This window comes from Massilia timonae CCUG 45783 (genome assembly GCF_000315425.1).
Taxonomy (GTDB): domain Bacteria; phylum Pseudomonadota; class Gammaproteobacteria; order Burkholderiales; family Burkholderiaceae_D; genus Telluria; species Telluria timonae.
Genome location: NZ_JH992923.1, coordinates 462137 through 483292, shown reverse-complemented (window position 1 = coordinate 483292; position 21156 = coordinate 462137). Strand labels below are relative to the sequence as shown.

Below are 21156 nucleotides of genomic sequence, written 5' to 3'. Positions count from 1 at the left end.
ACACCACCCGATGACATCGCGACGCGATACCCTGAAACTGATTGGCACGGCGGCCGGCGCCATGCTCACCCCTCACGTACTGGCCGCGCAGGACGCCGGGCCCGCCCTCAAGGACCTGGCCAAGGCCAAGGGCATGCGCTTCGGTAATGCCATGGGCATGCTGGAAGACCAGGACACCCGCAAGAGTTTCCGCGACCCGGCCTACCGCGCCCTGATGGCGCGCGAGTGCAATATGATCGTCGCCGAGAACGAGACCAAGTGGCAGGCCCTGCAGCCGAAACCGGGCCCCTATCAATGGGGACCGGCCGACGAGATGTTCGCCTGGGCGCGCAAGGAGGGCATGGCGGTGCGCGGCCACACCTTGATCTGGCAGGACCCGAAATGGCTGCCCGCCTGGGTCAATGCGCTGGACCTGAAGTCCAAGCCGGTCGGCCACGCCGAGGCGATCCTGCGCGAGCACATCAAGACCGTCTGCACGCACATGGGGCAGGACGTCATCAGCCACGACGTCGTCAACGAGGCGGTGTCGCCGAAGGACGGCAGCTTGATCCAGAACGTGTTCACCAGGCGCATGGGCGCGGTCGAGCAGATCGAATTCGCCTTCCGCCAGGCCCACGAGCACGCGCCGAAGGCGCAGCTGGTATATAACGACTTCATGGGCCCCGGCCTGGGCGACGACGCCAAGCACCGCGCCGGCGTGCTGAAACTGCTGGCGGAACTGAAAAAACGCGGCGCCCCGATCCACGCCCTCGGCCTGCAAAGCCATATCAGCGCCGGCGACATGATGTCCGGCCCCGCCAACGCGGCGGTGCTGCGCGAATGGCGCAAGTTCCTGGACGAGGTCACGGGCATGGGCCTGGACCTCCTGATCACCGAGTTCGACGTCAACGACAAGGCCTTCCCGGCCGATGTCGCCAAGCGCGACGCGGCCACTGCGGCGCTGGCGCGCGACTATCTCGACGTGACCCTGAGCTATCCGACCTGCCGCGATTTCCTGTTGTGGGGCATGGCGGACCACGTGAACTGGCTGCAGGTATGGGCCGATGCGAAGCGCCCGGACGGCCTGGCGCAGCGTCCGACGCCTTACGACAGCCAGTTGCGCGCCAAGCCGATGCGCGAGGCGATCGCCGCTTCGCTGCGCGCGATGCCGATGCGTAAAGCCTGATCCTTCGGCTTCACCACGTCAAAAAGGGCAGTCCGCGTCATGCGGACTGCCCTTTTCAGTTAACCACGCCAGTGCTTACAGGCGCGGGCTCTGCGGCGGGCCCAGGTAGCTCGGCTTCAGGCCGCCCGCATCGATCACCAGCTTCTGCACCACCAGGCCCGGATCGAGCGCCCAGAACTTGAGCACATGCCTGCCCGGCTTGGCCAGCTGGTGTTCGGTCGTGAACACCGCGGCGCCATCCGACACGATCTTTTCCCAGAACTTTTCCGACTCGTCGGCATGCACGTTGACGATCCGCGGCGCCTCGTCGTCGATCGACACGGCGTAGCGGAAGCTGGCGCCCGGCTGGAACTTGAGGGTCGGCGCCAGCGTCACCTGCACTGCCACCTTCCCGCTGCTGGTCGTGTTGACGTCGTACTCGAGACGCATGCCCTGCTTCAGGTCCAGCGCCGGCGCGGTGACCGGCAAGGTCGTCACGCCGGAATCGGTGCGGCCGTGGCCCGGGATCTTCAGCCAGCTGCGGCCTTGCGGCGCCAGCGCACGCGCATAGTTGGCGGCCTCGATCGACACCACGCCGCCGGTCTCGACGAAGCCCCTGGCGTCCTTCGGCAAGGCCGGGCGGCTCAGCGGCACGTTGACCGGCACCCGGGCATCGTTCGGACCGACGATGGTGAGCACGGCGCTCTGCGCATTGGCCGGCACCTTGGCCCAATCCACCTTGACGGTCACGCGCTGCTCGCCCGTCACCCTGCCCTTCGCCTGGCTCGGCACCACCCACGGCTGGTTCGACTCGATACGGTAGTCGAACGGCGCGCTGCCTCGGTTGAAGATATCGAGGTAGTGCGACTGCTTCGACAGCGGGTCGAACGCCGGCAAGTCCAGGGCTTTGAGACCATAGGCGCCCCAGGCTTTGACACCGCCCTCGACCGCCACTGACATATTGGAACCGGCCGGCACGTCGATGCGATGCACCGCCGGCAGCACGTTGGCGCGCGGCTGTTCCCAGTTGACGTAGCCGAAGCGGGTCTGCGACATCAGGTGGTTCCACTTGCCGCCCTGGAGCGCATGGTACTGGCGCGCCAGTTCGACGTCGTTCTTGTACAGCGCCTGCACGCGCTCGGCCATGTCGTTGGTGGTGGCGCGGAACTGGGTGGCGTAATGGTGGTTCAGGCCGGCCGCCACATACAGCTGGTTCATATTGCTGGACGCCGCGACCGGATACTGCACCAGCTGGAAGAAGGCGTCACGCTGCTCGGGGCGCAGCCTGGCCGCCACCTTGCTCGCGCGCTCGGCCAGCGCCGCGTAGTCGCGCGCGATGCGGCCGGCTTCGTCGTAGTGCAGCACGCTATAAGTGCCCGGCTCGAGCTGCTCGGGCTTGCGGCGGCCATTGAAGCGCGTGTAACCCTCGACCAGCTCGGCGATTTCCACCGCGTGCTCGGCGCCGAACTCGCGCGTGGCCCACAGGCGCAGGTACTCCGGCAGGCGCTCGGCCGGCCAGGCCGCGGGATTCCAGGCATAGGTCAGGAAGAACTCGATCGGCACTTCCATGGGCTTGAGGTCGCCGACGTTGACGATCCACATGCGCTTGGCGTCATACTGCCAGGCCAGGTGCATCTGTTCCCAGATCTTCGGGATCGGCGTCACGTTCAGCCATTTATACGAACGCGGGCCGCCCACGTAGTCGAAGTGGTAGTAGACGCCGGCCCCGCCCGGACGCGCGCGCTCTTCCGGCGTCGGCAGGCGGCGGATATTGGCCCAGTTGTCGTCGCACCAGAGCAGCAGCACGTCGTCCGGCACGCGCATGCCCTTCTCGTAATAGCCCTGCACTTCCTTGTACAGCGCCCACACCTGCGGCACCTCGCTTGCCGGCTTGCCGGTATCTTGCTCGATCAGCGCGCGCTGGTCGCGCACGATCTTCTGCAGCAGGTCGACGTTGTCTTCCTCGGACATCGGCTCGTCGCCGTCGCCGCGCATGCCCAGGGTGATCACGCGGTCCTGGCCGTGCGAGTTGCGCAAGCCCTGCTTCCAGAACGCCTGCAGCACGCCGGCGTTCTTGCCGTAGTCCCACGGCCCCTTGCCGAAGCGGGCCCACTCGTCGTGCGCGCGCATCATCGGCTCATGGTGCGAGGTGCCCATGATGATGCCCATCTCGTGGGCCAGGCGGCCGTTTTCCGGATCGTCGGCATAGAAGGCCGTGGGCGGCCACATCGCCGGCCACAGGTAGTTGCCGCGCATGCGCAGGATCAGCTCGAACACCTTCTCATAAAAGCGGTGGTTGAAGCCGCCGTATTTTTCCTTGGCCCAGTTGGTCAGCGCGGGCGCCTCGTCGTTCAGGAAGATGCCGCGGTACTGCACCACGGGGGCGTCGCTCACCTTGGTATCGAGCGCGACGGCCAGCGTCGCCCGGCGCGCCGGAACCACGTCGGCCCACCACTTCCACGGCGAGACGCCGATCTGCTCCGACAGGGTGTAGACGCCGAAGATGGCGCCGCGCCGGTCGCTGCCGGCCACCACCAGCGCGCGCGCCACGCCCGGCATCGGGTTGGCGACGGCCTGGATCAGGAAACCTTCCCATTTGCCGCGGATGGCGGCGGCGTCGATCTTGCCCTCGGCGGCGAGGCGGTCGACCAGGGCGCTTTGGCCGAGGGTGCCGACGATGACCACGTTATCCAGCGCGCTGCCGGGATTGTTAGTGAGGACGGGTTTGGCGCCGGACACCAGCGCGATGTCGCCCTGCAGGTCGGCGACGGCGCGCCGTACGCCCGCATCGTCGTTGGGATCGACCAGCAAGGGCGCGGTGCGGCCCTGGTCCGCCAGCACCACGGCTTGTGCGTTCGCGTCGAAGCGGACGAACTGGCGCTCGCCCAGCGCCCAGGCCGAGGGCGCGGCCAGCACCGCGCATAGTGCCGTCAGTGGCGCGAGGACGCGCCTGAACAGCTTCATTGTCAGTGTCATGAGCTAACCTTGTCTCCAGTTTATTATGTGCATCGCGGTTTGTAATAACAATCTATAACATTCAGTGTTAGCGCGATCATTCGAGTATAGGTTTGGCGATTCTTTCTTGTCAATTCCTGCCTCGCCACCGGGGACGGCCTGGCGACGGGTGTAAAATGCCGCTCTTTCCATTTACACCGTCACCCAACCATGAAGCCCGCCCGCATCCTGACCTTCAAGTGCGCCAAGTGCACCAAGCCGGTCAAAGTCTTCCTCCAGAAAGTGTCCGCCTGCTCGCACATCCAGCCCTACCAGGGCATCTGCGACTGCGGCGAAGTCAAGCGCCACGCGACCGGCAGCCCGGACGCGGTGAAGTCCTATCTCGAGTCGACCGACGGCAACTGGCACCACCATCACTGATATGACGACGCGCATCGAATGGGAGGAAAGCGGCGAGACGCGCTCGGCGCTGTGGCGCTCCGAGAGCGGCTGGCCGGCGCCCAGGAAGGTGGTGCTGGCCGACGACACCATGAGCGCCGACGCCGCCTACCGCCTCGCGCTGGACGGCACTGCCCTGCTCTGGCGCGGCGACTTCCAGAATGCGCGCCAGCTGCTGCAGGCGCTGGTGCGCCGCATCGAGCACAAGGGCGAACGCGGCCGCCGCGCCAAGCCCAGGGCGCCGGCCACGCCGACGGAAGCCTTCCACCGCCACCGCCTGAGCCAGCTCCAGCGCGCGCGCACATTGGCGATGCTATTGATCCCGTTCGAGGCCGACCACGGCATCCCGCTCCGGCGCGCGCCGGATGCGCGCCTGGCCTGCCTGGAAGCCTATGGCCCGGCCGACGAACCCTATATGGCTTCGCTGCGCGAGCTGCTGGGCGTGATCGGCGCCCACGAGTGGCGCCGCAAGGGCGTCATGATTCCCGCGCTCGACGACCGCATCCACCCCTGGTATGGCGTGTTTTCGCCGGTGCGCGGCGAATACGTCGAGCTGGTGGCGCAGGCGCCGCTGCCCCCTGGCGCGAAAACGGCGTTCGACATCGGCGCCGGCACCGGCGTGCTGTCCGCCGTGCTGGCGCGGCGCGGCCTGCGGGTGGTCGCCACCGACATGGACGCGCGCGCCCTCGGCTGCGCGCGCGAGAACGTCTCGCGCCTCGGCCTGGCCACGCAGGTCGAGGTGGTCCAGGCCGACCTGTTCCCGCAAGGCCGCGCGCCGCTGGTGGTCTGCAATCCGCCCTGGCTGCCCGGCAAGCCGAGTTCGGCGATCGAATACGCGATCTACGATCCCGACAGCCGCATGCTGCGCGGCTTCCTGGGCGGACTGAACGCGCACCTGGAACCCGGCGGCGAAGGCTGGCTGATCATGTCGGATTTCGCCGAACACCTGGGCCTGCGCAGCCGCGAGCAACTGCTGGGCTGGATCGCGGACGCGGGGCTGGAAGTCGCCGCGCGCCACGATACGCGCCCGGTGCACGCGCGTGCGAACGATCCGGATGATCCGCTGCATGCGGCGCGATCGAAGGAAGTCACGTCGCTGTGGCGCCTGCGCAGCGCCGGCTGAGCTGCGGGGCCGTTTGGCAGACCCGCATTGCAAATACCGGTTGAAGGCGCTATACTATCGTTCTCAGACGCGGGGTGGAGCAGTCTGGCAGCTCGTCGGGCTCATAACCCGAAGGTCACAGGTTCAAATCCTGTCCCCGCAACCAAATTCAATACGAAGCCCGACTCAACGAGCCGGGCTTTTGTTTTCTGCGGCAGAAAAATGCAGAGGGCAGAGGATGAGAGACAAGAAAGACAACGCAACGTTCGACCTGCCGGGCTTCGAGCCGGCCGCGCCGCTCGTTCCGCTGGCTGGCTCCAATCCCGAGCAACAATCGACGCCCAAACGCACCGGTCCTCGTCCGCGCCGCATCGCGCTCAAGCAAGAGCAGCTTCACCTGCTCGAAGAAACCGACACCACCGGCCTGCCCGTCTGGAAGCGCGACGACAAACTCGACCTGACCGGCCTGCCGGTCTGGGCGCCCGATCCCGAATAGCCCGGCCCTGCCGGCTGGAGGCTTAGCCATGCAATCCGACTCGTTCACCTCGCTGTCCCTCGAACCGCGTTTCCTCGCCAACCTGGCCACGCTCGGCTACCACCACATGACGCAAGTGCAGGCCGAGACCCTGCCGTCGGTGCTGGCGGGACGCGACCTGATCGCCCAGGCCAAGACCGGCAGCGGCAAGACCGCGGCCTTCGGCATCGGCATCCTGAACAAGCTCAATCCGGCCTGGTTCGCGGTGCAGGGCCTGGTGCTGTGCCCGACGCGCGAACTGGCCGACCAGGTCGCGGGCGAATTGCGGCGGCTGGCGCGCGGCGTCGGCAACGTCAAGATCCTGACCCTGACCGGCGGCGTGTCGATGCGTCCGCAGATCGCCTCGCTCGAGCATGGCGCCCACATCGTGGTCGGCACCCCGGGCCGCATCCGCGACCACCTCGGCCGCGCCACGCTCGACCTATCGAAGGTGCAGACCCTGGTGCTCGACGAAGCCGACCGCATGACCGACATGGGTTTCTACGACGAGATCGCGGGCATCGTCTCGGCCACGCCGGTCCATCGCCAGACCCTGCTGTTCTCGGCCACCTACCCGGACGACATCCGCTTCGCCACCGCCGGTTTTCTGCGCGATCCGCTCGAAGTGAAGGTCGAGGGCCAGCACAGCCTGGAGGCGATCGACCAGCGCTTCTACGAAATCGGCTTCGAAGGCCGCGAGGAAGCGGTCGGCCGCCTGCTTAAGGCGCAGCGTCCGGTGTCGGCCCTCGCCTTCTGCAATACCAAGGCGCGCTGCCGCGAACTGGCCGACAGCCTGCAGGCCCAGGGCTTCTCGGCGCTGGCGCTGTACGGCGAACTGGAACAGCAGGAACGCGACGAGATCCTGGTGCTGTTCAGTAACCGCAGCTGCTCGGTGCTGGTGGCCACCGACGTCGCCGCGCGCGGCCTCGACATCGCCGACCTCGACACCGTGATCAACGTCGACGTCTCGCGCGACCCCGAGGTCCACGTGCACCGGGTCGGCCGCACCGGCCGCGCCGGCGCGAGCGGCATGGCGCACACGCTGGTGGCGCCGAACGAAAAGAAATGGGTGCGCCTGATCGAGGAGTATCAACACCAGGAAGCGATCTGGGAAAGCCTCGACGCCCTGGGCGAACACCAGGAACCGGCCGCGCCGGCGCCGATGGTCACCCTGTGCGTGGCCGGCGGCAAGAAGGCCAAGCTGCGCCCGGGCGACCTGCTGGGCGCTCTCACGGGCGACGCCGGCCTGACGCGCGAACAGGTCGGCAAGATCAGCATCGGCGAGTTCAGCAGCTATGTGGCACTGGAACGCAGCGTGGCGGCGGCCGCGGTCGCACGCCTGGGCGAAGGCGCCGCGCCCGGCCCCGGCTTCGGCGCCATCAAGGGGCGCTGGTTCAAGATGCGCTTCGTGGAAGTCTGAAGCGCCGCCCCGCCCTGCATTTGTAACTGGCGCGCACGGTTGAGCGGGGCAGCGCCATTCCCGGCGCAAATCTGGCATCATTTGCAACAAATAAACATTCACCGGACGCCGTTCCCGCGTCCGCCACGATGCCATGATGAGTCCCGACACCGCAACACAGCAGCTCGACGGCCGTACCGTCCGCGAAATCGTCGAGCACAACCACGAGATGGTCAGCGAAGCCTGGTGCCGCCGTATCGTGCGCCAGGTGCTGCAATCGCTCGAGGTGCAATACGGCATGCGCATGCCGCACCGCGTGATCACGCCCGACACCCTGCTCATCCTCGATTCGGGCGATCCCATGCTGTTGCCCAGCTCGGACGAAGAACCGGATCCCGACGCGCTGCCCGAGATCGAGGCGCGCGACGTGCACGACCTGGCGGCCGTGGTCCACTACGCCGTCACGCTCGACCTCGCGCCGACCACGCCGCTGCGCGGCCGCCCGCTCGGCGAGTACAGCGAGTCCTTCATCGAGGCCATCGACCGCTGCCTGGCGCCCGACCCGGCCGCGCGGCCGCGCACCATCGAACAGATGCGCGAACTGCTGGGCATCGTGGTGCTCGCGCCACCACCGCCACCACCGTTCGACGACGCCGCGCCGCTGCCGCCCGGTGAAGACGAGGCCGCGCCGGCGCCGCCGGCAGCGCCTGCCGTGGAGCCCGTCGTGGAGCAAACCATCGCGCCCGCGCCCTCTTTCGTGCCACCTCCTGCGCCACCTCCTGCGCCCGTCCATGTGCCCCGGACGCGCTCCGCGCCCGATCCGGCCGCGTCCCCTGCCGCCACCCAACGCCCGCGGCGCTGGCTGCTCATCGGCATCGTCGCGCTGGTCGTCGTCGGGGCCCTGCTCGCCCTGTTCGCGCTGCTGCGCCAGGCCGATTCCAGCGATGCGCTGGCCCTGACCGTGCCGCCCGCCCTCGAAGCCCCCTACAACGCTTCCGAGGCGCCGCTGGTGACGCTGCCCCAGGCGCCCGAGGCCCGGCTGGAAGGCCCGGTGATCGACGAAACGGCGTCCGGCGCGCCGCTCGCCCCGCCGCCCGCGCCCGACGCGGCGGTGCCGCCCACCGCGGTCCAGCTGGCGCCCAAGGGCACGCCGCCCGAGGCGGCGGTCGCCGGCACCACGTATACCCTGGCGGTCAAGCCCTGGGGCACGATCGTCGTCGACGGCGTCGAGCGCGGCGCCAGCCCGCCGCTCAGGCGCATCACGCTGCCGCCGGGCGAGCATACGATCCGCATCGTCAACCCGAGCTTCCCGGAACACACCGTCACCGTGCACTCGGTGGAAGGCCAGGCGGGCACGATCGAACTTGATTTCACCGAGGAGAGAGCACAGTGAGCATCGTCACCATGAGCCGGACCGCCGCGCTGGCCGCGCTGGCGCTGACCGCAGCCACGTTGGCGGGCTGCGCCCAGCTCGGCCCCATGTTCGGCGGCCAGGAGAAAGCACGGCCGCATCCCCGCGCCGACGGGGGCAAGCCGCGCGCCCAGCGCGCGCAGCAGGCGAACCGGCCCGCCACGCCGGCGTCCAGGCGCGACGACGTCGCGCTGCGCGAAGGCATCGCCCTGTATGACAAGGGCGACTACGACGGCGCGATCCGGCGCCTGAACGGCGGCGACATGAACGGCGCCGGCCAGCGCGAGCGGCTGACCGCCCTCAAATACACCGCCTTCAGCTATTGCGTGACGGGCCGCCAGGCGCTGTGCCGCCAGACGTTCGACCGCGCCTTCAAGCTCGACCCTTCCTTCGATCTCGGTCCCGGCGAGCATGGGCACCCGCAATGGGGCCCCGTGTTCGCGCAGGCGCAGCAGGCGGCCAAGCGCTAGGCGTCATACCCTGATGTGCGCTGCATAGGTCGGCGCGCGACGGCGCCGGCCGGCCTGTTCGTAGGCATAGGCCATGGCGATCAGCGCCGGCTCGCTCCAGGCCTTGCCGACGAAGGACAGGCCGACCGGCAGCCCGTGCAGCAGGCCGGCCGGCACCGTGACGTGCGGATAGCCGGCCACCGCCGCCGGCGACGAAAAGCTGGCGCCGTAATGGTCGCCGTTGATGTAGTCGGTGAGCCAGGCCGGTCCGCCGGTCGGCGCCACCAGGGCGTCGAGCTTGCGGTCGCGCAGCACCTGCTCCAGTCCCTTGTCGCGCGCATAGCGCCGGTTGTTGGCCAGCGCCTTCACGTAGTCGCGCGCCTCCAGGCCGCCCTTCGACTGGGCCGCGATCAGGTGTTCCTGGCCGAAGTGCGGCATCTCGCGCCTGGCGTTGCGCAGGTTGAACTCGATGATGTCGGCCATGGTCTTGACCGGCGCGTGCGGCGCATAGGCCGCCAGCCAGGCCTCGAGGTCGGGCCGGAATTCGTGCAGCAGCACCGTCAGCTCGGTCTCGCCGTACTTGTCGCTGTTGGGGATCGTGACGTCTTCCAGGATCGCGCCCTGCTCGCGCAGCAGGCTCAGCTCTTTCTCGATCAGCGCGTTCACGCCGTCGTTGGCGCCGAAGAAGTCGCGCGCCACGCCCAGGCGCTTGCCGCGCAGGCCGTCCTTGCGCAGGAAGCTCGCATAGTTGACGCGCGGCGCCTTGGCGGTGACGCCGTCTTGCGGATCGGGACCGGCCAGCGCGCCCAGCAGGAAGGCGGCGTCGGCCACGCTGCGCGTCATCGGGCCGGCCGTGTCCTGCGAGTGCGCGATCGGGATGATGCCGGCGCGGCTGACCAGGCCCAGCGTCGGCTTGATGCCGACGATGCCGCAGCTGGAACTGGGCGAGACGATCGAGCCGTCGGTCTCGGTGCCCACCGCCAGCGTGGCCAGGCTGGCCGCCATCGCCGCCGCCGAGCCGGAACTGGAACCGCTGGTGTTGCGGTCGAGCGCATACGGGTTGCGGGTCTGGCCGCCGCGCGCGCTCCAGCCGCTGGTCGAGCGCACCGAGCGCATGTTCGCCCATTCCGACAGATTGGTCTTGCCGAGGATGACGGCCCCGGCAGTGCGCAGCCGCGCGACCAGGTGGGCGTCGCGCGCGGCGCGCACGCCGTCCAGCGCCAGCGATCCGGCGGTGGTGCACATCTTGTCGCCGGTGGCGATATTGTCCTTCAGGAGCACCGGGATGCCGTGCAGCGGGCCGCGCAGCTTGCCGGCCTTGCGCTCTCGGTCGCGCTCGCGGGCGATGGCGAGGGCATCGGGGTTCAGCTCGATCACCGAACGCAGGCGCGGGCCGGCGCGGTCGACGGCCTCGATGCGGGCCAGGTAACGCGTGGCGAGGCCGTGCGCCGTCAGCTTGCCGGCGCGCATGGCCTGCTGCTGGCGCTGCACGCCGGCTTCGAGCATCGGATCGGGTGCGAATTTCGACGCGGGCGGCTTGTGCGCGGGCGCCGCCAGTGTCACGCCAGATGTTCCCGCCGCCGCGGCCGCCAAACCCAGTCGTACAAAATCCCTGCGCTCCATGCCCCGCCACTCCATGTATAACAAAGCAATAGCATAGCAGCATGATGGCCGGGTTCGCAGGGTTGTGTGATACGCAGAACCACTTACAGCCTAGACGATCATATATTGGACAAATCCAGCTCCACCCTTCACCCTGATGCCATCATTGTTTTTTGCATCGCAGGAGCACCCCATGCCGACTTACCGTTCTCGCACCACCACCCAGGGCCGCAATATGGCCGGAGCCCGCGCCCTGTGGCGCGCCACCGGCATGAAGGACGGCGACTTCGAGAAGCCGATCATCGCCGTCGTCAATTCCTTCACCCAGTTCGTGCCCGGCCATGTGCACCTGAAAGACCTGGGCCAGCTGGTCGCGCGCGAGATCGAAGCGGCCGGCGGCGTGGCCAAGGAATTCAACACCATCGCGGTCGACGACGGCATCGCCATGGGCCATGGCGGCATGCTGTACTCGCTGCCCTCGCGCGACCTGATCGCCGACTCGGTCGAGTACATGGTCAATGCCCACTGCGCCGACGCCATGGTGTGCATCTCGAACTGCGACAAGATCACGCCCGGAATGCTGATGGCGGCGATGCGCCTGAACATCCCGACCGTGTTCGTCTCGGGCGGCCCGATGGAAGCCGGCAAGGTGGTCAAGGTCGTCAACAACGACCGCAAGGTGATCAAGCTCGACCTGATCGACGCCATGATCAAGGCCGGCGACGCCAGCGTGTCCGACGCCGAGGTGGCGGAAGTGGAACGTTCGGCCTGCCCGACCTGCGGCTCGTGTTCCGGCATGTTCACCGCCAACTCGATGAACTGCCTCACCGAGGCGCTCGGGCTGTCCTTGCCGGGCAACGGCACCATCGTCGCCACCCATGCCGACCGCAAGGAGCTGTTCCTGCGCGCCGGGCGCCTGATCGTGGAACTGGCGAAACGCCATTACGAGGGCGACGATTATTCGGTGCTGCCGCGCTCGATCGCCACCAAGGCCGCGTTCGAGAACGCGATGGCGCTCGACGTCTCGATGGGCGGCTCGACCAATACCGTGCTGCACCTGCTGGCCGCCGCGCACGAGGCGCAAGTCGAGTTCACGATGGCCGACATCGACCGCATCTCGCGCCAGGTGCCCTGCCTGTGCAAGGTCGCGCCGATGACCGATAAATTCCACATCGAGGACGTCCATCGCGCCGGCGGCATCACCGCGATCCTGGGCGAACTGGCGCGCGCGGGCCTGCTCGACACCTCGCTGCCGACCGTGCACAGCCCCAGCATCGGCGCCGCGATCGAGAAATACGACATCAAGCGCAGCGACGATCCCGACGTGCACCGCTGGTTCCGCGCGGCGCCGGGCGGCGTGCCGACCCAGGTGGCGTTCTCGCAATCGGAGCGCTACGAACAGAACGACCTCGACCGCACCAGCGGCTGCATCCGCGACCGCGCGCACGCCTACTCGCAGGACGGCGGCCTGGCGGTCCTGTACGGCAACATCGCGGAGAAGGGCTGCATCGTCAAAACCGCCGGCGTGGACGAAAGCATCCTGAAGTTCTCGGGCAAGGCGCGCGTGTTCGAGAGCCAGGACGCGGCGGTGGAAGCGATCCTGGGCGACACGGTGCATGCGGGCGACGTGGTCATCATCCGCTACGAAGGCCCGAAAGGCGGACCGGGCATGCAGGAGATGCTGTACCCGACCTCGTACATCAAGTCGAAGGGCCTGGGCAAGGCCTGCGCGCTGTTCACCGACGGACGCTTCTCGGGCGGCTCGTCGGGCCTGGTGATCGGCCACGCCTCGCCGGAAGCGGCGGAAGGCGGCGCCATCGGGCTGGTGGAAGAAGGCGACCTGATCGACATCGACATCCCGGCGCGCACGATCGACCTGCGCGTGACGGCCGAAGAGCTGGCGCACCGGCGCGCGGCGATGGAGGCGCGCGGCCAGGATGCGTGGCAACCGGTCGACCGCGAGCGCTACGTGTCGCAGGCGCTGCAGGCGTATGCGGCGCTGACGACCTCGGCCGACCGCGGCGCGGTGCGCGACCTGTCGCAGCTGCGGCGTTGAGGGCGGCAGGCCAGCGCGCGTCGCTGGCCCGCATGGACGAAAAAAAACGCTGCCGAGGCAGCGTTTTTTCTTGACCAGCCGGTGCTTAGTTACGCACGACTTTCTTGTACTCGTTGGTACGGGTGTCGATTTCGATCGTGTCGTCCTGGCTCACGAACAGCGGCACCATGATGGTGTGCTGGTGGGCTTCGATCGCGTTCTCCAACTTGGCTTCCTTCAGGACGTTGCCCGAGGTGTTGCCCTTGACGGCTGGCTCCGAGTACACGATCTGGCGTGCGATGATGGTCGGCAGTTCGACCGAGATGGCCTTGCCGTCGTAGAACACGGCTTCGCATTCCATACCGTCTTTCAGGTAGTGCAGCGCGTCGCCCAGGTTCTCTTCTTCGATTTCGTACTGGTTGTACTCTTCGTCCATGAAGACGTACAGCGGGTCGGCGAAGTACGAGTAGGTGACCGGCTTCTTGTCCAGCACGACCACGTCGAACTTGTCGTCGCCGCGGAACACGTTTTCCAGCGGAGCGTTGGTCAGAAGATTCTTCATCTTCCACTTGTAGGTGAAGCCGGTGCGGCTCGAGCCGTTGACGTCGGAACGCAGCACGATGAATGGCTTCTCATCAACCATGATGATGTTACCAACACGAATTTCTTTTGCGGGTTTCATAGGTATTTTACGTAAAAAGATAGTTGCATTAAATCATCGCGGGCTGGTGACTGAGCGCCTCGGAACCTGCGTTTGATCGTCGGAATCCGTTAGAAACTAACCGGGCATTATACTCGGTTTTCAGGTGCCTGCCCCAGCTCGCGCACGAAATCGAGCAGCTTCGTCGCCAAATCGCCATGGGCGGTGACCTGGTCGCGCCAGGCTTCGGCCTGCTGCGCGATACGCGGCAGCTCGGCTTCCAGCGCGGCCCAGGCGCCCCGCCAGTCGACGACCTCGCGCGCCCCGTTCCAGCCGAGCATGAAAGCGTCCAGCGCCGGCAGCGCCGGCGCATAGGCCTGCAAGAAGGCGCGCAGCTTCTTGTGGTGCAGCTGCTCGTCCTGCGGGTAGATGTGCCAGACGAAGGGGCGCCCCGCCCACTGGGCGCGCACCCAGGAATCCTCGCCGCGCACGAAGTTCAGGTCGCAGGACCACAGCAGCAGGTCGTAGTCGTCCTGCGGCACGAAGGGCAGCACTTTCACCGTCAGGGCGCCGCGGGTGGCGCCCGCGCCGGCCACCGCCGCGCCGCCGAGGAAAGCCTCGACCTGAGCCCGCGCCACGCCTTCCGGCACCAGGCACAGCGTCGGCTGCGCCGCCTCGCGCCAGGCCCCGAACATGCCGTCCACCGGCGCCTCGGGATAGCAGAACAGCGACACCTTGCGCCGGGCCGCCTCCCCTGCTCCCACCCCGAAGCGCGCCAGGAAGGCGGCGGCCTGGGCCGGATCGCGCTGGAAGGCGCGGCGGCGCGCGTCGAGGCCGGCCTCGCACAGCAGGCCGCCGGTGCGCTCGTTAAAGCCGGGGAAGTAGAAGTGCTTGGTCAGCTTCAGCCGTGGATGCATCGACGGCAGCCGGTGGCAGCCCTCGACCCACTCCTCGGCCGTCAAGCCTTCGTAGTTGATCCATACCGGACGCGGCGTGCGCGCCGCCATCGCCTCGACCCAGGCCGGCGGCAGCTCGCAGCCGAAGAACTCGATCACGACGTCGGGGATGTCGCCGACGCCATACAGGCCGTCCTGGCCGCGCCAGTGGCGTACGGCGACGCCCTGCACCGCCTGCGCCGCGGCGCCCGGATCGACTTGCGGACAGATGCGGCGAAAGCTCGCCAGGTCGTCCACCCACAGCGTGACCGCCACCCCGTGCTCGTGGCGCAACTGGCGCGCCAGGCGCCAGCAGATGCCGATGTCGCCGTAATTGTCGACGACCTTGCAAAAGATGGCCAGCGACGGCGCGGAAGAATTCTGGAACATGGGTAAACAGTGTGCCCGTCAGGCCGCGGTGGCAGGGGCCGCCATTCTAACGCCATCCGACGAAATATCCATGAGCACAGTGCAATCCGCGAAGAAACTGGGGTGTTTCTGGCGCGCGTCTGCGTTATCGCAATGACCAAAACCGAAGTGCGCCTCGATCTCCAGGAGGCAAAAACTTCGCTATCGACGCCCGGTCGAACGCCTACCTGCAGGGAAGGCGGCCTCGATGGCAGCCTTTCCTGCCCTTCGCCTCGCTCCATCGGTATTGCGGTGGCGCGAACAATGTGAACACGGCCGACCGTGGCGAGCGCCAACCCGCTTTCTGCCCGCCGCGATACGGCCGACTACCTGGAGGAGTTACCATGAACGAGTATCAACAAGCAGGCTACCCACAACAATTCGGACCACAGCAGTTTGCACCGCAATCGCTGGGCAGCATGTTCGGCGCGCCACTGGGCGGCCTGATCGGCCGCGGCATCGGCGGCCTGTTCAACAATTCCGGCCTGGGCGGCCGCATCGGCGAGACGGCCGGCGGCTTCCTGGGTCGCTTTTCGCCGTTGTCGGCCGATCCGTCGGGCGGCCTCGGCGCGCAACTGGACCCGCAACAACTGCAAGAACTGCAGCAGCTCCAGCAATTGCAGCAGATGCAGCAGATGCAACAGCAGCAAGGCCAGTTGACCCCGCAAGGCGGCTTCTTCGGCAACCTGATCAGCACGATCGGCAAGCCGGCCGGCTCCCTCATCGGCAACCTGACCGGCAACCGCACCCTGGGGAACATCATCAGCGAAGGCTCCAGCTTCGGGCGCTATGTGCCGTTCGGGGCTGACGCCCAAGGCCAGCAACAAGGCCAGCAAGCGTCGTCGCCACTGGTCCAGCTGCAGCAGCTGCAAGTGCTGCAACAGCAACTGCAGCAAACGCTGCAGCAAGTCCAGCAGCAGCAAGCGGTGCTGCAACAGCAAGTCGCCCAGCAAGGCGGCCAGCAAGGTGGCCAGATCGCCCCGCAAGGCTGGCTCAGCAATGCCATCACCCAATACGCGCGTCCGGTCGGCGGCTTCATCGGCGAGCAGCTCGGCAACCAGGGCCTGGGCGCCGCGATCGGCAACGTCGCCAGCCAGCTGGGCCGCTACGTGCCGCTCGGGGTCGATCCCTACAGCCAGCAACAGTTCGGCCAGCAGCAGTTCGGCCAGCAACCGCTGGGGCAGCAGTTCGGTGGCCAGCAAATGCCGTATGGCGGCCAGCAGATGCCTTACGGCGGCCAGCAAACCGTGCACTGAACCCGGCGCCGAACGCTTGATGCGCAACGCATAACGCTTATTGCCTAACGATGTGCGCCGGTCTGCCGCGGGCATGCGCCAGCGGCAGACCGGCATTCAGGAGCCTCTCCATGCCGGCATCCCTGCCTCCTACGCTCGGCCGCTACATTGTGCGCGCCGCCAACGATGACAACGCGCTCGCGACGTTTCTCGCGACCCTTGGCGCCGAACCAGGCGTGCAATTGGTCGACATTATCGGCCCCTCTTCCGGGCCGCCGCACACGGCCGTCGTCGAGACCGACGCGCCGACCGCCGAACGGCTGCGGCAACAGACTCTCCACCAGTTAACGATCGAACCGGACCAGCCGCTCTCGCTCTCCGACTGAGCGGCCCCGGGCAAAGGACATCCCATGCCAAAACATACGAAAGGCTCCGCCGGCGAAGCCCAGGAGACGCCCAACCCGACTCCTGACGGCGCAGGAGCCAAACGCACCACGGCGGGCGCCATCAATGGCGCCACGGCCATCGCACGCGGCCGACCGGTCGCCGAGCGCAAGAAAAAATACCTGGTCGCGCCACGCGCGGCGCTCACCGGCGCCTTCGGCGCCAGCAGCTGGGTCGCGCCGCTGGGCCTGTCGGCCGTCCAGCAGGCCCTGCATGCCCTGCCCGACATCGACGTGGTCGACACCATCACCACCCGCGGCGGCATGGCGCCGGCCGGCTTCGGCCCGGCCGCCATGGGCGAACCGGCCGACGGCGTGGTGGTGGCGCGCATGACCGACCAGAAGGCGGGCGAACTGCTCCAGCGCGGCCAGGGCCAGCTGCTGGTCGAGCGCGACCAGCACCTGGAACTGCTCGACCCCATGCTGCGCCGCCCCGACCTCGTCAGTTCGCTGACGCCCTACCAGGGACCGCAGGCCGAGCTGCTGCTCGCCGTGGTCGGCAAGGACGGCGCCCCGCTGCCCGATGTCGAAGTCTCGCTGTTCGGCGGAGCACTGCCGAGCTCCGCGGTAACCGGCCCCGACGGGGTGGCCCATCTGCGCCTGTATGGCGAAGACGCGCACACGATCAGCGGCCTGTACGTCAAGCCGCGCACCGATTACTGGAGCCTCTACCAGCGCGACCCCGACCTGAGCCTGGACGAACCGAACGTCGTCATGCTGCGCCCGCTGGCCGATTGGGCGGCGCTGAGGGGCTTGCCGCAGCAGAGCGCCATGGGCTGGGGCGCCCGCGCCATGCGTCTCGACCAGGTGCCCCAGCAGTTCCGCGGCCGCGGCATCAAGATCGCCGTCATCGACTCCGGCGCCGCCACCACGCATGGCAACCTCAACCAGATCCATGCCGGCTTCGACGTCGTCAACAAGAATGTCGACCGCTCCACCTGGAACGTCGATACGCTCGGGCACGGCTCGCACTGCGCCGGGGTGATCGCCGCCGCCGATCCGGCCTGGGGCATACGCGGCTTCGCGCCCGAGGCCGAGATCCACGTCTGCAAGCTGTTCCCCGGCGGCCAGGTCAGCCAGTTGATCGACGCACTCGAGTACTGCATCGAACAGGGGATCGACGTCGTCAACATGAGCCTGGGCGGCGGATCGCCGTCCGAAGCGCTGGAGCGGCAAATCGTGCGCGCCAAGCAGGCCGGCGTCGCCTGCATCGCCGCAGCCGGCAACTCGGCCGCGGCCGTCCAGTACCCGGCGTCGTCGCCGCATGTGCTGGCGGTGGCGGCGATCGGCAAGATCGGCGAATTCCCGCCCGATAGCTACCATGCCGAAACCATCGGCCCGGACAGCGATATGCAGGGTTACTTTACGGCCAAGTTCAGCTGCTTCGGGCCGCAGGTCGACGTCTGCGCGCCAGGCGTGGCCGTGGTGTCGTCGGTTCCCCCCAATAACTTCGCGGCCTGGGACGGCACCTCGATGGCGGCGCCCCACGTCACCGGCCTTGCCGCCCTGGTGCTGGCGCACCGTCCCGAGTTCCAGTCGATGTCGCTGCCGCGCTCGCCAGAACGGGTCGAGCGCCTGTTCCAGGTCTTGCGGATGAGCGCGCGCCCCGTGACCCTCAGCGACCCGACCAGGATAGGTTATGGCTTGCCGGACGCGCTGGTGGCGCTGGGCCTGCCTGTGGCGCAACCGGGCATGGCGTGGCAGAGTGCGGCCGCCGGCTTCGGCATTCCCGCCGGGATGTTCGGGGCGCCGCCAGGCGATGGCGCACGCCTGGGGCTGGGAGCGCCCGGCCTCGGCGCCGCGGGCCAGGCGGGAGCGATGCAATATCCATTCGGAGCAGTGCGGCTGGCGGGGTGGTGACGCCGCCCAGACGCTGAGGGCCGTCGGGAAGGCGGCCCCGGGACGGCATCCACATCACCGCACGCAGGCCACAAAAGAAAAACCGGAGCCCCGCTGTCGCGGCCGGCTCCGGCTTTCTGTATTGGCGTCCCCACGGGGATTCGAACCCCGGTACTCACCGTGAAAGGGTGATGTCCTAGGCCTCTAGACGATGGGGACCTAAAACTGTATTGCTGCTACTCTACTACCACGCCGCCCATGCGGGCGCACTTCTGCCGGCACAATAGAAAAACCGGAGCACCTCTCCGCGCATGCGCGTTGGTCTACTCCGGTTTTAAGCTGGCGTCCCCACGGGGATTCGAACCCCGGTACTCACCGTGAAAGGGTGATGTCCTAGGCCTCTAGACGATGGGGACCTAAAACTGCACAAAACTTAAACTACCGACTACCTTTACCGCGCGCCGCCGCTGGCGCGGCGCACTGCCAAATTCTTGGCGTCCCCACGGGGATTCGAACCCCGGTACTCACCGTGAAAGGGTGATGTCCTAGGCCTCTAGACGATAGGGACCCTAGTAACTTCCGATACTGCGAACTGCTGTTTTCCATCGTGGTGGAGGTAAGCGGGATCGAACCGCTGACCTCTTGCATGCCATGCAAGCGCTCTCCCAGCTGAGCTATACCCCCTACGAGAAAACAACATTTTACTACACTGTTACTGCTTCGACTAGTGCCGCTTGCGCTGCCTTCGTCCGGTCATTCTTGCCAGTTGCCTGGCGTCCCCACGGGGATTCGAACCCCGGTACTCACCGTGAAAGGGTGATGTCCTAGGCCTCTAGACGATAGGGACCGGGAACAACCGCTTACTGCTTTTACTGCTCTACTACCTTACTGCCACTTCAGAGTTGGTGGAGGTAAGCGGGATCGAACCGCTGACCTCTTGCATGCCATGCAAGCGCTCTCCCAGCTGAGCTATACCCCCGCAGCGCTGAAGTGCGAGCATTATATAGGACGACCTTGCATTTCGCAAAGTCCGTTTTTAGCGTTTGTGTTCGGCGCCATTCAAGGTCTTTTCTTGCGGTGGGTCGGCGGGTCTTTCCGCCGACGCGGTGATCGCTATCGGCGCCGCTATCGCGCCGGATGATCTCGCTGCCAACCATCACCGCGTGGACGGGGAACCCGTCCACCCTACAGTGCGTCCCGGACACGCGATGTATTACAAGCCCTTCTGCACGCGCGCCAGCACGACGTCACGCCCGAACAGTTCCAGCACCGCATCGATCGCCGGCGTCTGCAGCTGGCCCGTCAACAGCAGGCGCAGCGGCATGGCCAGTTGCGGCATCTTGAGGCTGTGGGCGGCCAGCACTTCCTTGAGCATGGCCGCCAGCGCCGCCTTGTTCCAGTCCACGGTGGCAGAGCGCTCTGCAAAAGTGCCCAGCGCGGCGCGCACGGCGTCGGTCAGGTGCAGGGCCAGCAATTCAGGATCCGGCTGCGGATCGCGGTAGAACAACATCGCCGCATCGGCCAGCTCGTTGATCGTGTTGACGCGCTCCTTCATCAGGCCCAGCACGGTCGGCAGCGCCGGGGCGCCATCGAAGCGCGCGCCGTCGCGCTCCAGCTTCGGCAGCGCCAGCTGCGCCAGGCGCTCGTTATCGGTCTGCTTGATATAGTGGTTGTTCAGCCAGCCCAGCTTTTCGGGGTTGAACTGGGCCGCCGATGCGGTCAGGTGTTCCAGGTTGAACCACTCGGTGAACTGCTGCATCGAGAAGATCTCGTCGTCGCCGTGGCTCCAGCCCAGGCGCGCCAGGTAGTTCAGCATTGCTTCCGGCAGATAGCCCTGCTCCGGATATTCCATCACGCTCACCGCGCCGTGGCGCTTGGACAGCTTCTGGCCGTCGGCGCCCAGGATCATCGGCAGGTGGCCGTACTGCGGCAGCTCGGCGCCGAGCGCGCGCAGGATGTTGATCTGGCGCGGGGTGTTGTTGACGTGGTCGTCGCCGCGCAGCACGTGGGTGATCTTCATGTCCCAGTCGTCGACCGCGACGCAGAAGTTATAGGTCGGCGTGCCGTCCGGACGCGCGATGACCAGGTCGTCCAGCTCCTTGTTGCCGATCGTGATCGGCCCTTTGACCACGTCCGTCCAGGTCACTTCGCCGTCGAGCGGGTTCTTGAAGCGCACCACCGGCTTGACGCCTTCAGGCACGGCGGGCAGGGTCTTGCCCGGCTCCGGACGCCAGGTGCCGTCGTAGCGCGGCTTTTCGCCGGCCGCGCGCATGCGCTCGCGCATCGCCTCGACTTCTTCCGGCGAGCAGTAGCACAGATAGGCGGTGCCGGCGTCCAGCATGCCCTTGACCACCTCGCGATAGCGGTCCATGCGCTGCATCTGGTAGAACGGGCCTTCGTCGTGCTCCAGGCCCAGCCACTTCATGCCGTCCAGGATCGCCTGCACCGCTTCCGGCGTCGACCGTTCGAGGTCGGTGTCCTCGATGCGCAGGATGAAGGTGCCGCCGAAGTGGCGGGCATAGGCCCAGGAATACAGCGCGGTGCGCGCGCCGCCCAGGTGGAGGTAGCCGGTCGGGCTGGGAGCGAATCGGGTGCGAACGGTCATGG

16 protein-coding genes and 7 tRNA genes are annotated in these 21156 nt (G+C 67.3%); 12 read left to right on the top strand and 11 right to left on the bottom strand.

Annotation, left to right across the window (positions count from 1 at the left end; genetic code table 11):
• The first annotated feature begins 10 nt into the window (after positions 1-10).
• Entirely contained in the window at positions 11-1165 is a 1155-nt protein-coding gene (locus HMPREF9710_RS12230; RefSeq protein WP_005666746.1) for an endo-1,4-beta-xylanase, read from the top strand.
• A gap of 75 nt (positions 1166-1240) precedes the next feature.
• Here the strand turns inward: HMPREF9710_RS12230 and HMPREF9710_RS12225 are convergent, their stop codons facing one another.
• The gene (locus HMPREF9710_RS12225) at positions 1241-4120 is read right to left on the bottom strand and encodes a glycosyl hydrolase 115 family protein (RefSeq protein WP_005666744.1); all 2880 of its coding nucleotides are present in this window, start codon (positions 4118-4120) and stop codon (positions 1241-1243) included.
• A gap of 189 nt (positions 4121-4309) precedes the next feature.
• Between HMPREF9710_RS12225 and HMPREF9710_RS12220 the strand changes: the two genes are divergently transcribed.
• The 7 genes from HMPREF9710_RS12220 (at position 4310) to HMPREF9710_RS12190 (ending at position 9433) form a co-directional block, all read left to right on the top strand.
• A complete protein-coding gene (locus HMPREF9710_RS12220; RefSeq protein WP_005666742.1) occupies positions 4310-4519 on the top strand; it encodes a hypothetical protein in 210 nt (69 codons plus the stop codon).
• Position 4520: 1 nt separating this feature from the next.
• Complete coding sequence (locus HMPREF9710_RS12215; RefSeq protein WP_005666740.1) at positions 4521-5660, top strand: methyltransferase; 1140 nt, start codon at positions 4521-4523, stop codon at positions 5658-5660.
• 68 nt (positions 5661-5728) lie between these two features.
• Positions 5729-5805, top strand: a tRNA-Met gene (locus HMPREF9710_RS12210).
• Between the two features lie 72 nt (positions 5806-5877).
• On the top strand, positions 5878-6135 hold the full coding sequence (locus HMPREF9710_RS12205) for a hypothetical protein (protein WP_005666738.1): 258 nt from the start codon (positions 5878-5880) through the stop codon (positions 6133-6135).
• 28 nt (positions 6136-6163) lie between these two features.
• On the top strand, positions 6164-7573 hold the full coding sequence (gene dbpA / locus HMPREF9710_RS12200) for an ATP-dependent RNA helicase DbpA (protein ID WP_005666736.1): 1410 nt from the start codon (positions 6164-6166) through the stop codon (positions 7571-7573).
• Between the two features lie 133 nt (positions 7574-7706).
• Positions 7707-8945, top strand: coding sequence for a serine/threonine-protein kinase (locus tag HMPREF9710_RS12195; RefSeq protein WP_005666734.1), 1239 nt, complete (start codon positions 7707-7709; stop codon positions 8943-8945).
• Positions 8942-9433, top strand: coding sequence for a TssQ family T6SS-associated lipoprotein (locus HMPREF9710_RS12190; RefSeq protein WP_005666733.1), 492 nt, complete (start codon positions 8942-8944; stop codon positions 9431-9433). Before HMPREF9710_RS12195 ends, HMPREF9710_RS12190 begins: the two co-directional genes overlap by 4 nt.
• 3 nt (positions 9434-9436) lie before the next feature.
• Here the strand turns inward: HMPREF9710_RS12190 and HMPREF9710_RS12185 are convergent, their stop codons facing one another.
• Positions 9437-11035: an amidase gene (locus HMPREF9710_RS12185; RefSeq protein ID WP_005666731.1), complete on the bottom strand. Its 1599-nt coding sequence runs from the start codon at positions 11033-11035 to the stop codon at positions 9437-9439.
• A 172-nt stretch (positions 11036-11207) separates the two neighbouring features.
• Here HMPREF9710_RS12185 and ilvD point away from each other — a divergent pair, with 172 nt between their 5' ends.
• A complete protein-coding gene (gene ilvD / locus HMPREF9710_RS12180) occupies positions 11208-13070 on the top strand; it encodes a dihydroxy-acid dehydratase (protein ID WP_005666729.1) in 1863 nt (620 codons plus the stop codon).
• Positions 13071-13155: 85 nt separating this feature from the next.
• Here the strand turns inward: ilvD and HMPREF9710_RS12175 are convergent, their stop codons facing one another.
• Both HMPREF9710_RS12175 and earP read right to left on the bottom strand, forming a co-directional pair.
• The gene (locus HMPREF9710_RS12175; RefSeq protein WP_005666727.1) at positions 13156-13731 is read right to left on the bottom strand and encodes an elongation factor P; all 576 of its coding nucleotides are present in this window, start codon (positions 13729-13731) and stop codon (positions 13156-13158) included.
• Between the two features lie 107 nt (positions 13732-13838).
• On the bottom strand, positions 13839-15014 hold the full coding sequence (gene earP / locus HMPREF9710_RS12170) for an elongation factor P maturation arginine rhamnosyltransferase EarP (protein WP_005666726.1): 1176 nt from the start codon (positions 15012-15014) through the stop codon (positions 13839-13841).
• Positions 15015-15376: 362 nt separating this feature from the next.
• Here earP and HMPREF9710_RS27875 point away from each other — a divergent pair, with 362 nt between their 5' ends.
• The 3 genes from HMPREF9710_RS27875 to HMPREF9710_RS12155 all read left to right on the top strand — a co-directional run bounded on the left by HMPREF9710_RS27875 (position 15377) and on the right by HMPREF9710_RS12155 (position 18570).
• The gene (locus tag HMPREF9710_RS27875) at positions 15377-16288 is read left to right on the top strand and encodes a hypothetical protein (protein ID WP_005666725.1); all 912 of its coding nucleotides are present in this window, start codon (positions 15377-15379) and stop codon (positions 16286-16288) included.
• A 110-nt stretch (positions 16289-16398) separates the two neighbouring features.
• Positions 16399-16653, top strand: a complete 255-nt coding sequence (locus tag HMPREF9710_RS12160) for a hypothetical protein (protein ID WP_005666724.1) — start codon at positions 16399-16401, stop codon at positions 16651-16653.
• A 24-nt stretch (positions 16654-16677) separates the two neighbouring features.
• Positions 16678-18570, top strand: coding sequence for a S8 family serine peptidase (locus HMPREF9710_RS12155; protein WP_005666722.1), 1893 nt, complete (start codon positions 16678-16680; stop codon positions 18568-18570).
• Between the two features lie 122 nt (positions 18571-18692).
• Here HMPREF9710_RS12155 and HMPREF9710_RS12150 read toward each other — a convergent pair.
• From HMPREF9710_RS12150 to gltX, 7 genes are all read right to left on the bottom strand, one after another.
• Positions 18693-18768 (bottom strand) — tRNA-Glu (locus HMPREF9710_RS12150).
• A gap of 121 nt (positions 18769-18889) precedes the next feature.
• A tRNA-Glu gene (locus tag HMPREF9710_RS12145) sits at positions 18890-18965 on the bottom strand.
• A 76-nt stretch (positions 18966-19041) separates the two neighbouring features.
• Positions 19042-19117: transfer RNA gene (locus HMPREF9710_RS12140), tRNA-Glu, on the bottom strand.
• A gap of 40 nt (positions 19118-19157) precedes the next feature.
• A tRNA-Ala gene (locus HMPREF9710_RS12135) sits at positions 19158-19233 on the bottom strand.
• Positions 19234-19320: 87 nt separating this feature from the next.
• Positions 19321-19396 (bottom strand) — tRNA-Glu (locus tag HMPREF9710_RS12130).
• 56 nt (positions 19397-19452) lie between these two features.
• Positions 19453-19528: transfer RNA gene (locus tag HMPREF9710_RS12125), tRNA-Ala, on the bottom strand.
• A 234-nt stretch (positions 19529-19762) separates the two neighbouring features.
• Complete coding sequence (gene gltX, locus HMPREF9710_RS12120; RefSeq protein ID WP_005666720.1) at positions 19763-21154, bottom strand: glutamate--tRNA ligase; 1392 nt, start codon at positions 21152-21154, stop codon at positions 19763-19765.
• Between the last annotated feature and the right edge of the window lie 2 nt (positions 21155-21156).

Coding starts and splice junctions, on each gene's coding strand:
- earP (WP_005666726.1), bottom strand. CDS start 15,014: ATGTTCCAGAATTCTTCCGCGCCGTCGCTGGCCATCTTTTGCAAGGTC.
- HMPREF9710_RS12155 (WP_005666722.1), top strand. CDS start 16,678: ATGCCAAAACATACGAAAGGCTCCGCCGGCGAAGCCCAGGAGACGCCC.
- dbpA (WP_005666736.1), top strand. CDS start 6,164: ATGCAATCCGACTCGTTCACCTCGCTGTCCCTCGAACCGCGTTTCCTC.
- HMPREF9710_RS12195 (WP_005666734.1), top strand. CDS start 7,707: ATGATGAGTCCCGACACCGCAACACAGCAGCTCGACGGCCGTACCGTC.
- HMPREF9710_RS12220 (WP_005666742.1), top strand. CDS start 4,310: ATGAAGCCCGCCCGCATCCTGACCTTCAAGTGCGCCAAGTGCACCAAG.
- gltX (WP_005666720.1), bottom strand. CDS start 21,154: ATGACCGTTCGCACCCGATTCGCTCCCAGCCCGACCGGCTACCTCCAC.
- HMPREF9710_RS12230 (WP_005666746.1), top strand. CDS start 11: ATGACATCGCGACGCGATACCCTGAAACTGATTGGCACGGCGGCCGGC.
- HMPREF9710_RS12185 (WP_005666731.1), bottom strand. CDS start 11,035: ATGGAGCGCAGGGATTTTGTACGACTGGGTTTGGCGGCCGCGGCGGCG.
- HMPREF9710_RS12225 (WP_005666744.1), bottom strand. CDS start 4,120: ATGACACTGACAATGAAGCTGTTCAGGCGCGTCCTCGCGCCACTGACG.
- HMPREF9710_RS12205 (WP_005666738.1), top strand. CDS start 5,878: ATGAGAGACAAGAAAGACAACGCAACGTTCGACCTGCCGGGCTTCGAG.
- HMPREF9710_RS12175 (WP_005666727.1), bottom strand. CDS start 13,731: ATGAAACCCGCAAAAGAAATTCGTGTTGGTAACATCATCATGGTTGAT.
- HMPREF9710_RS12160 (WP_005666724.1), top strand. CDS start 16,399: ATGCCGGCATCCCTGCCTCCTACGCTCGGCCGCTACATTGTGCGCGCC.
- HMPREF9710_RS27875 (WP_005666725.1), top strand. CDS start 15,377: ATGAACGAGTATCAACAAGCAGGCTACCCACAACAATTCGGACCACAG.
- HMPREF9710_RS12215 (WP_005666740.1), top strand. CDS start 4,521: ATGACGACGCGCATCGAATGGGAGGAAAGCGGCGAGACGCGCTCGGCG.
- ilvD (WP_005666729.1), top strand. CDS start 11,208: ATGCCGACTTACCGTTCTCGCACCACCACCCAGGGCCGCAATATGGCC.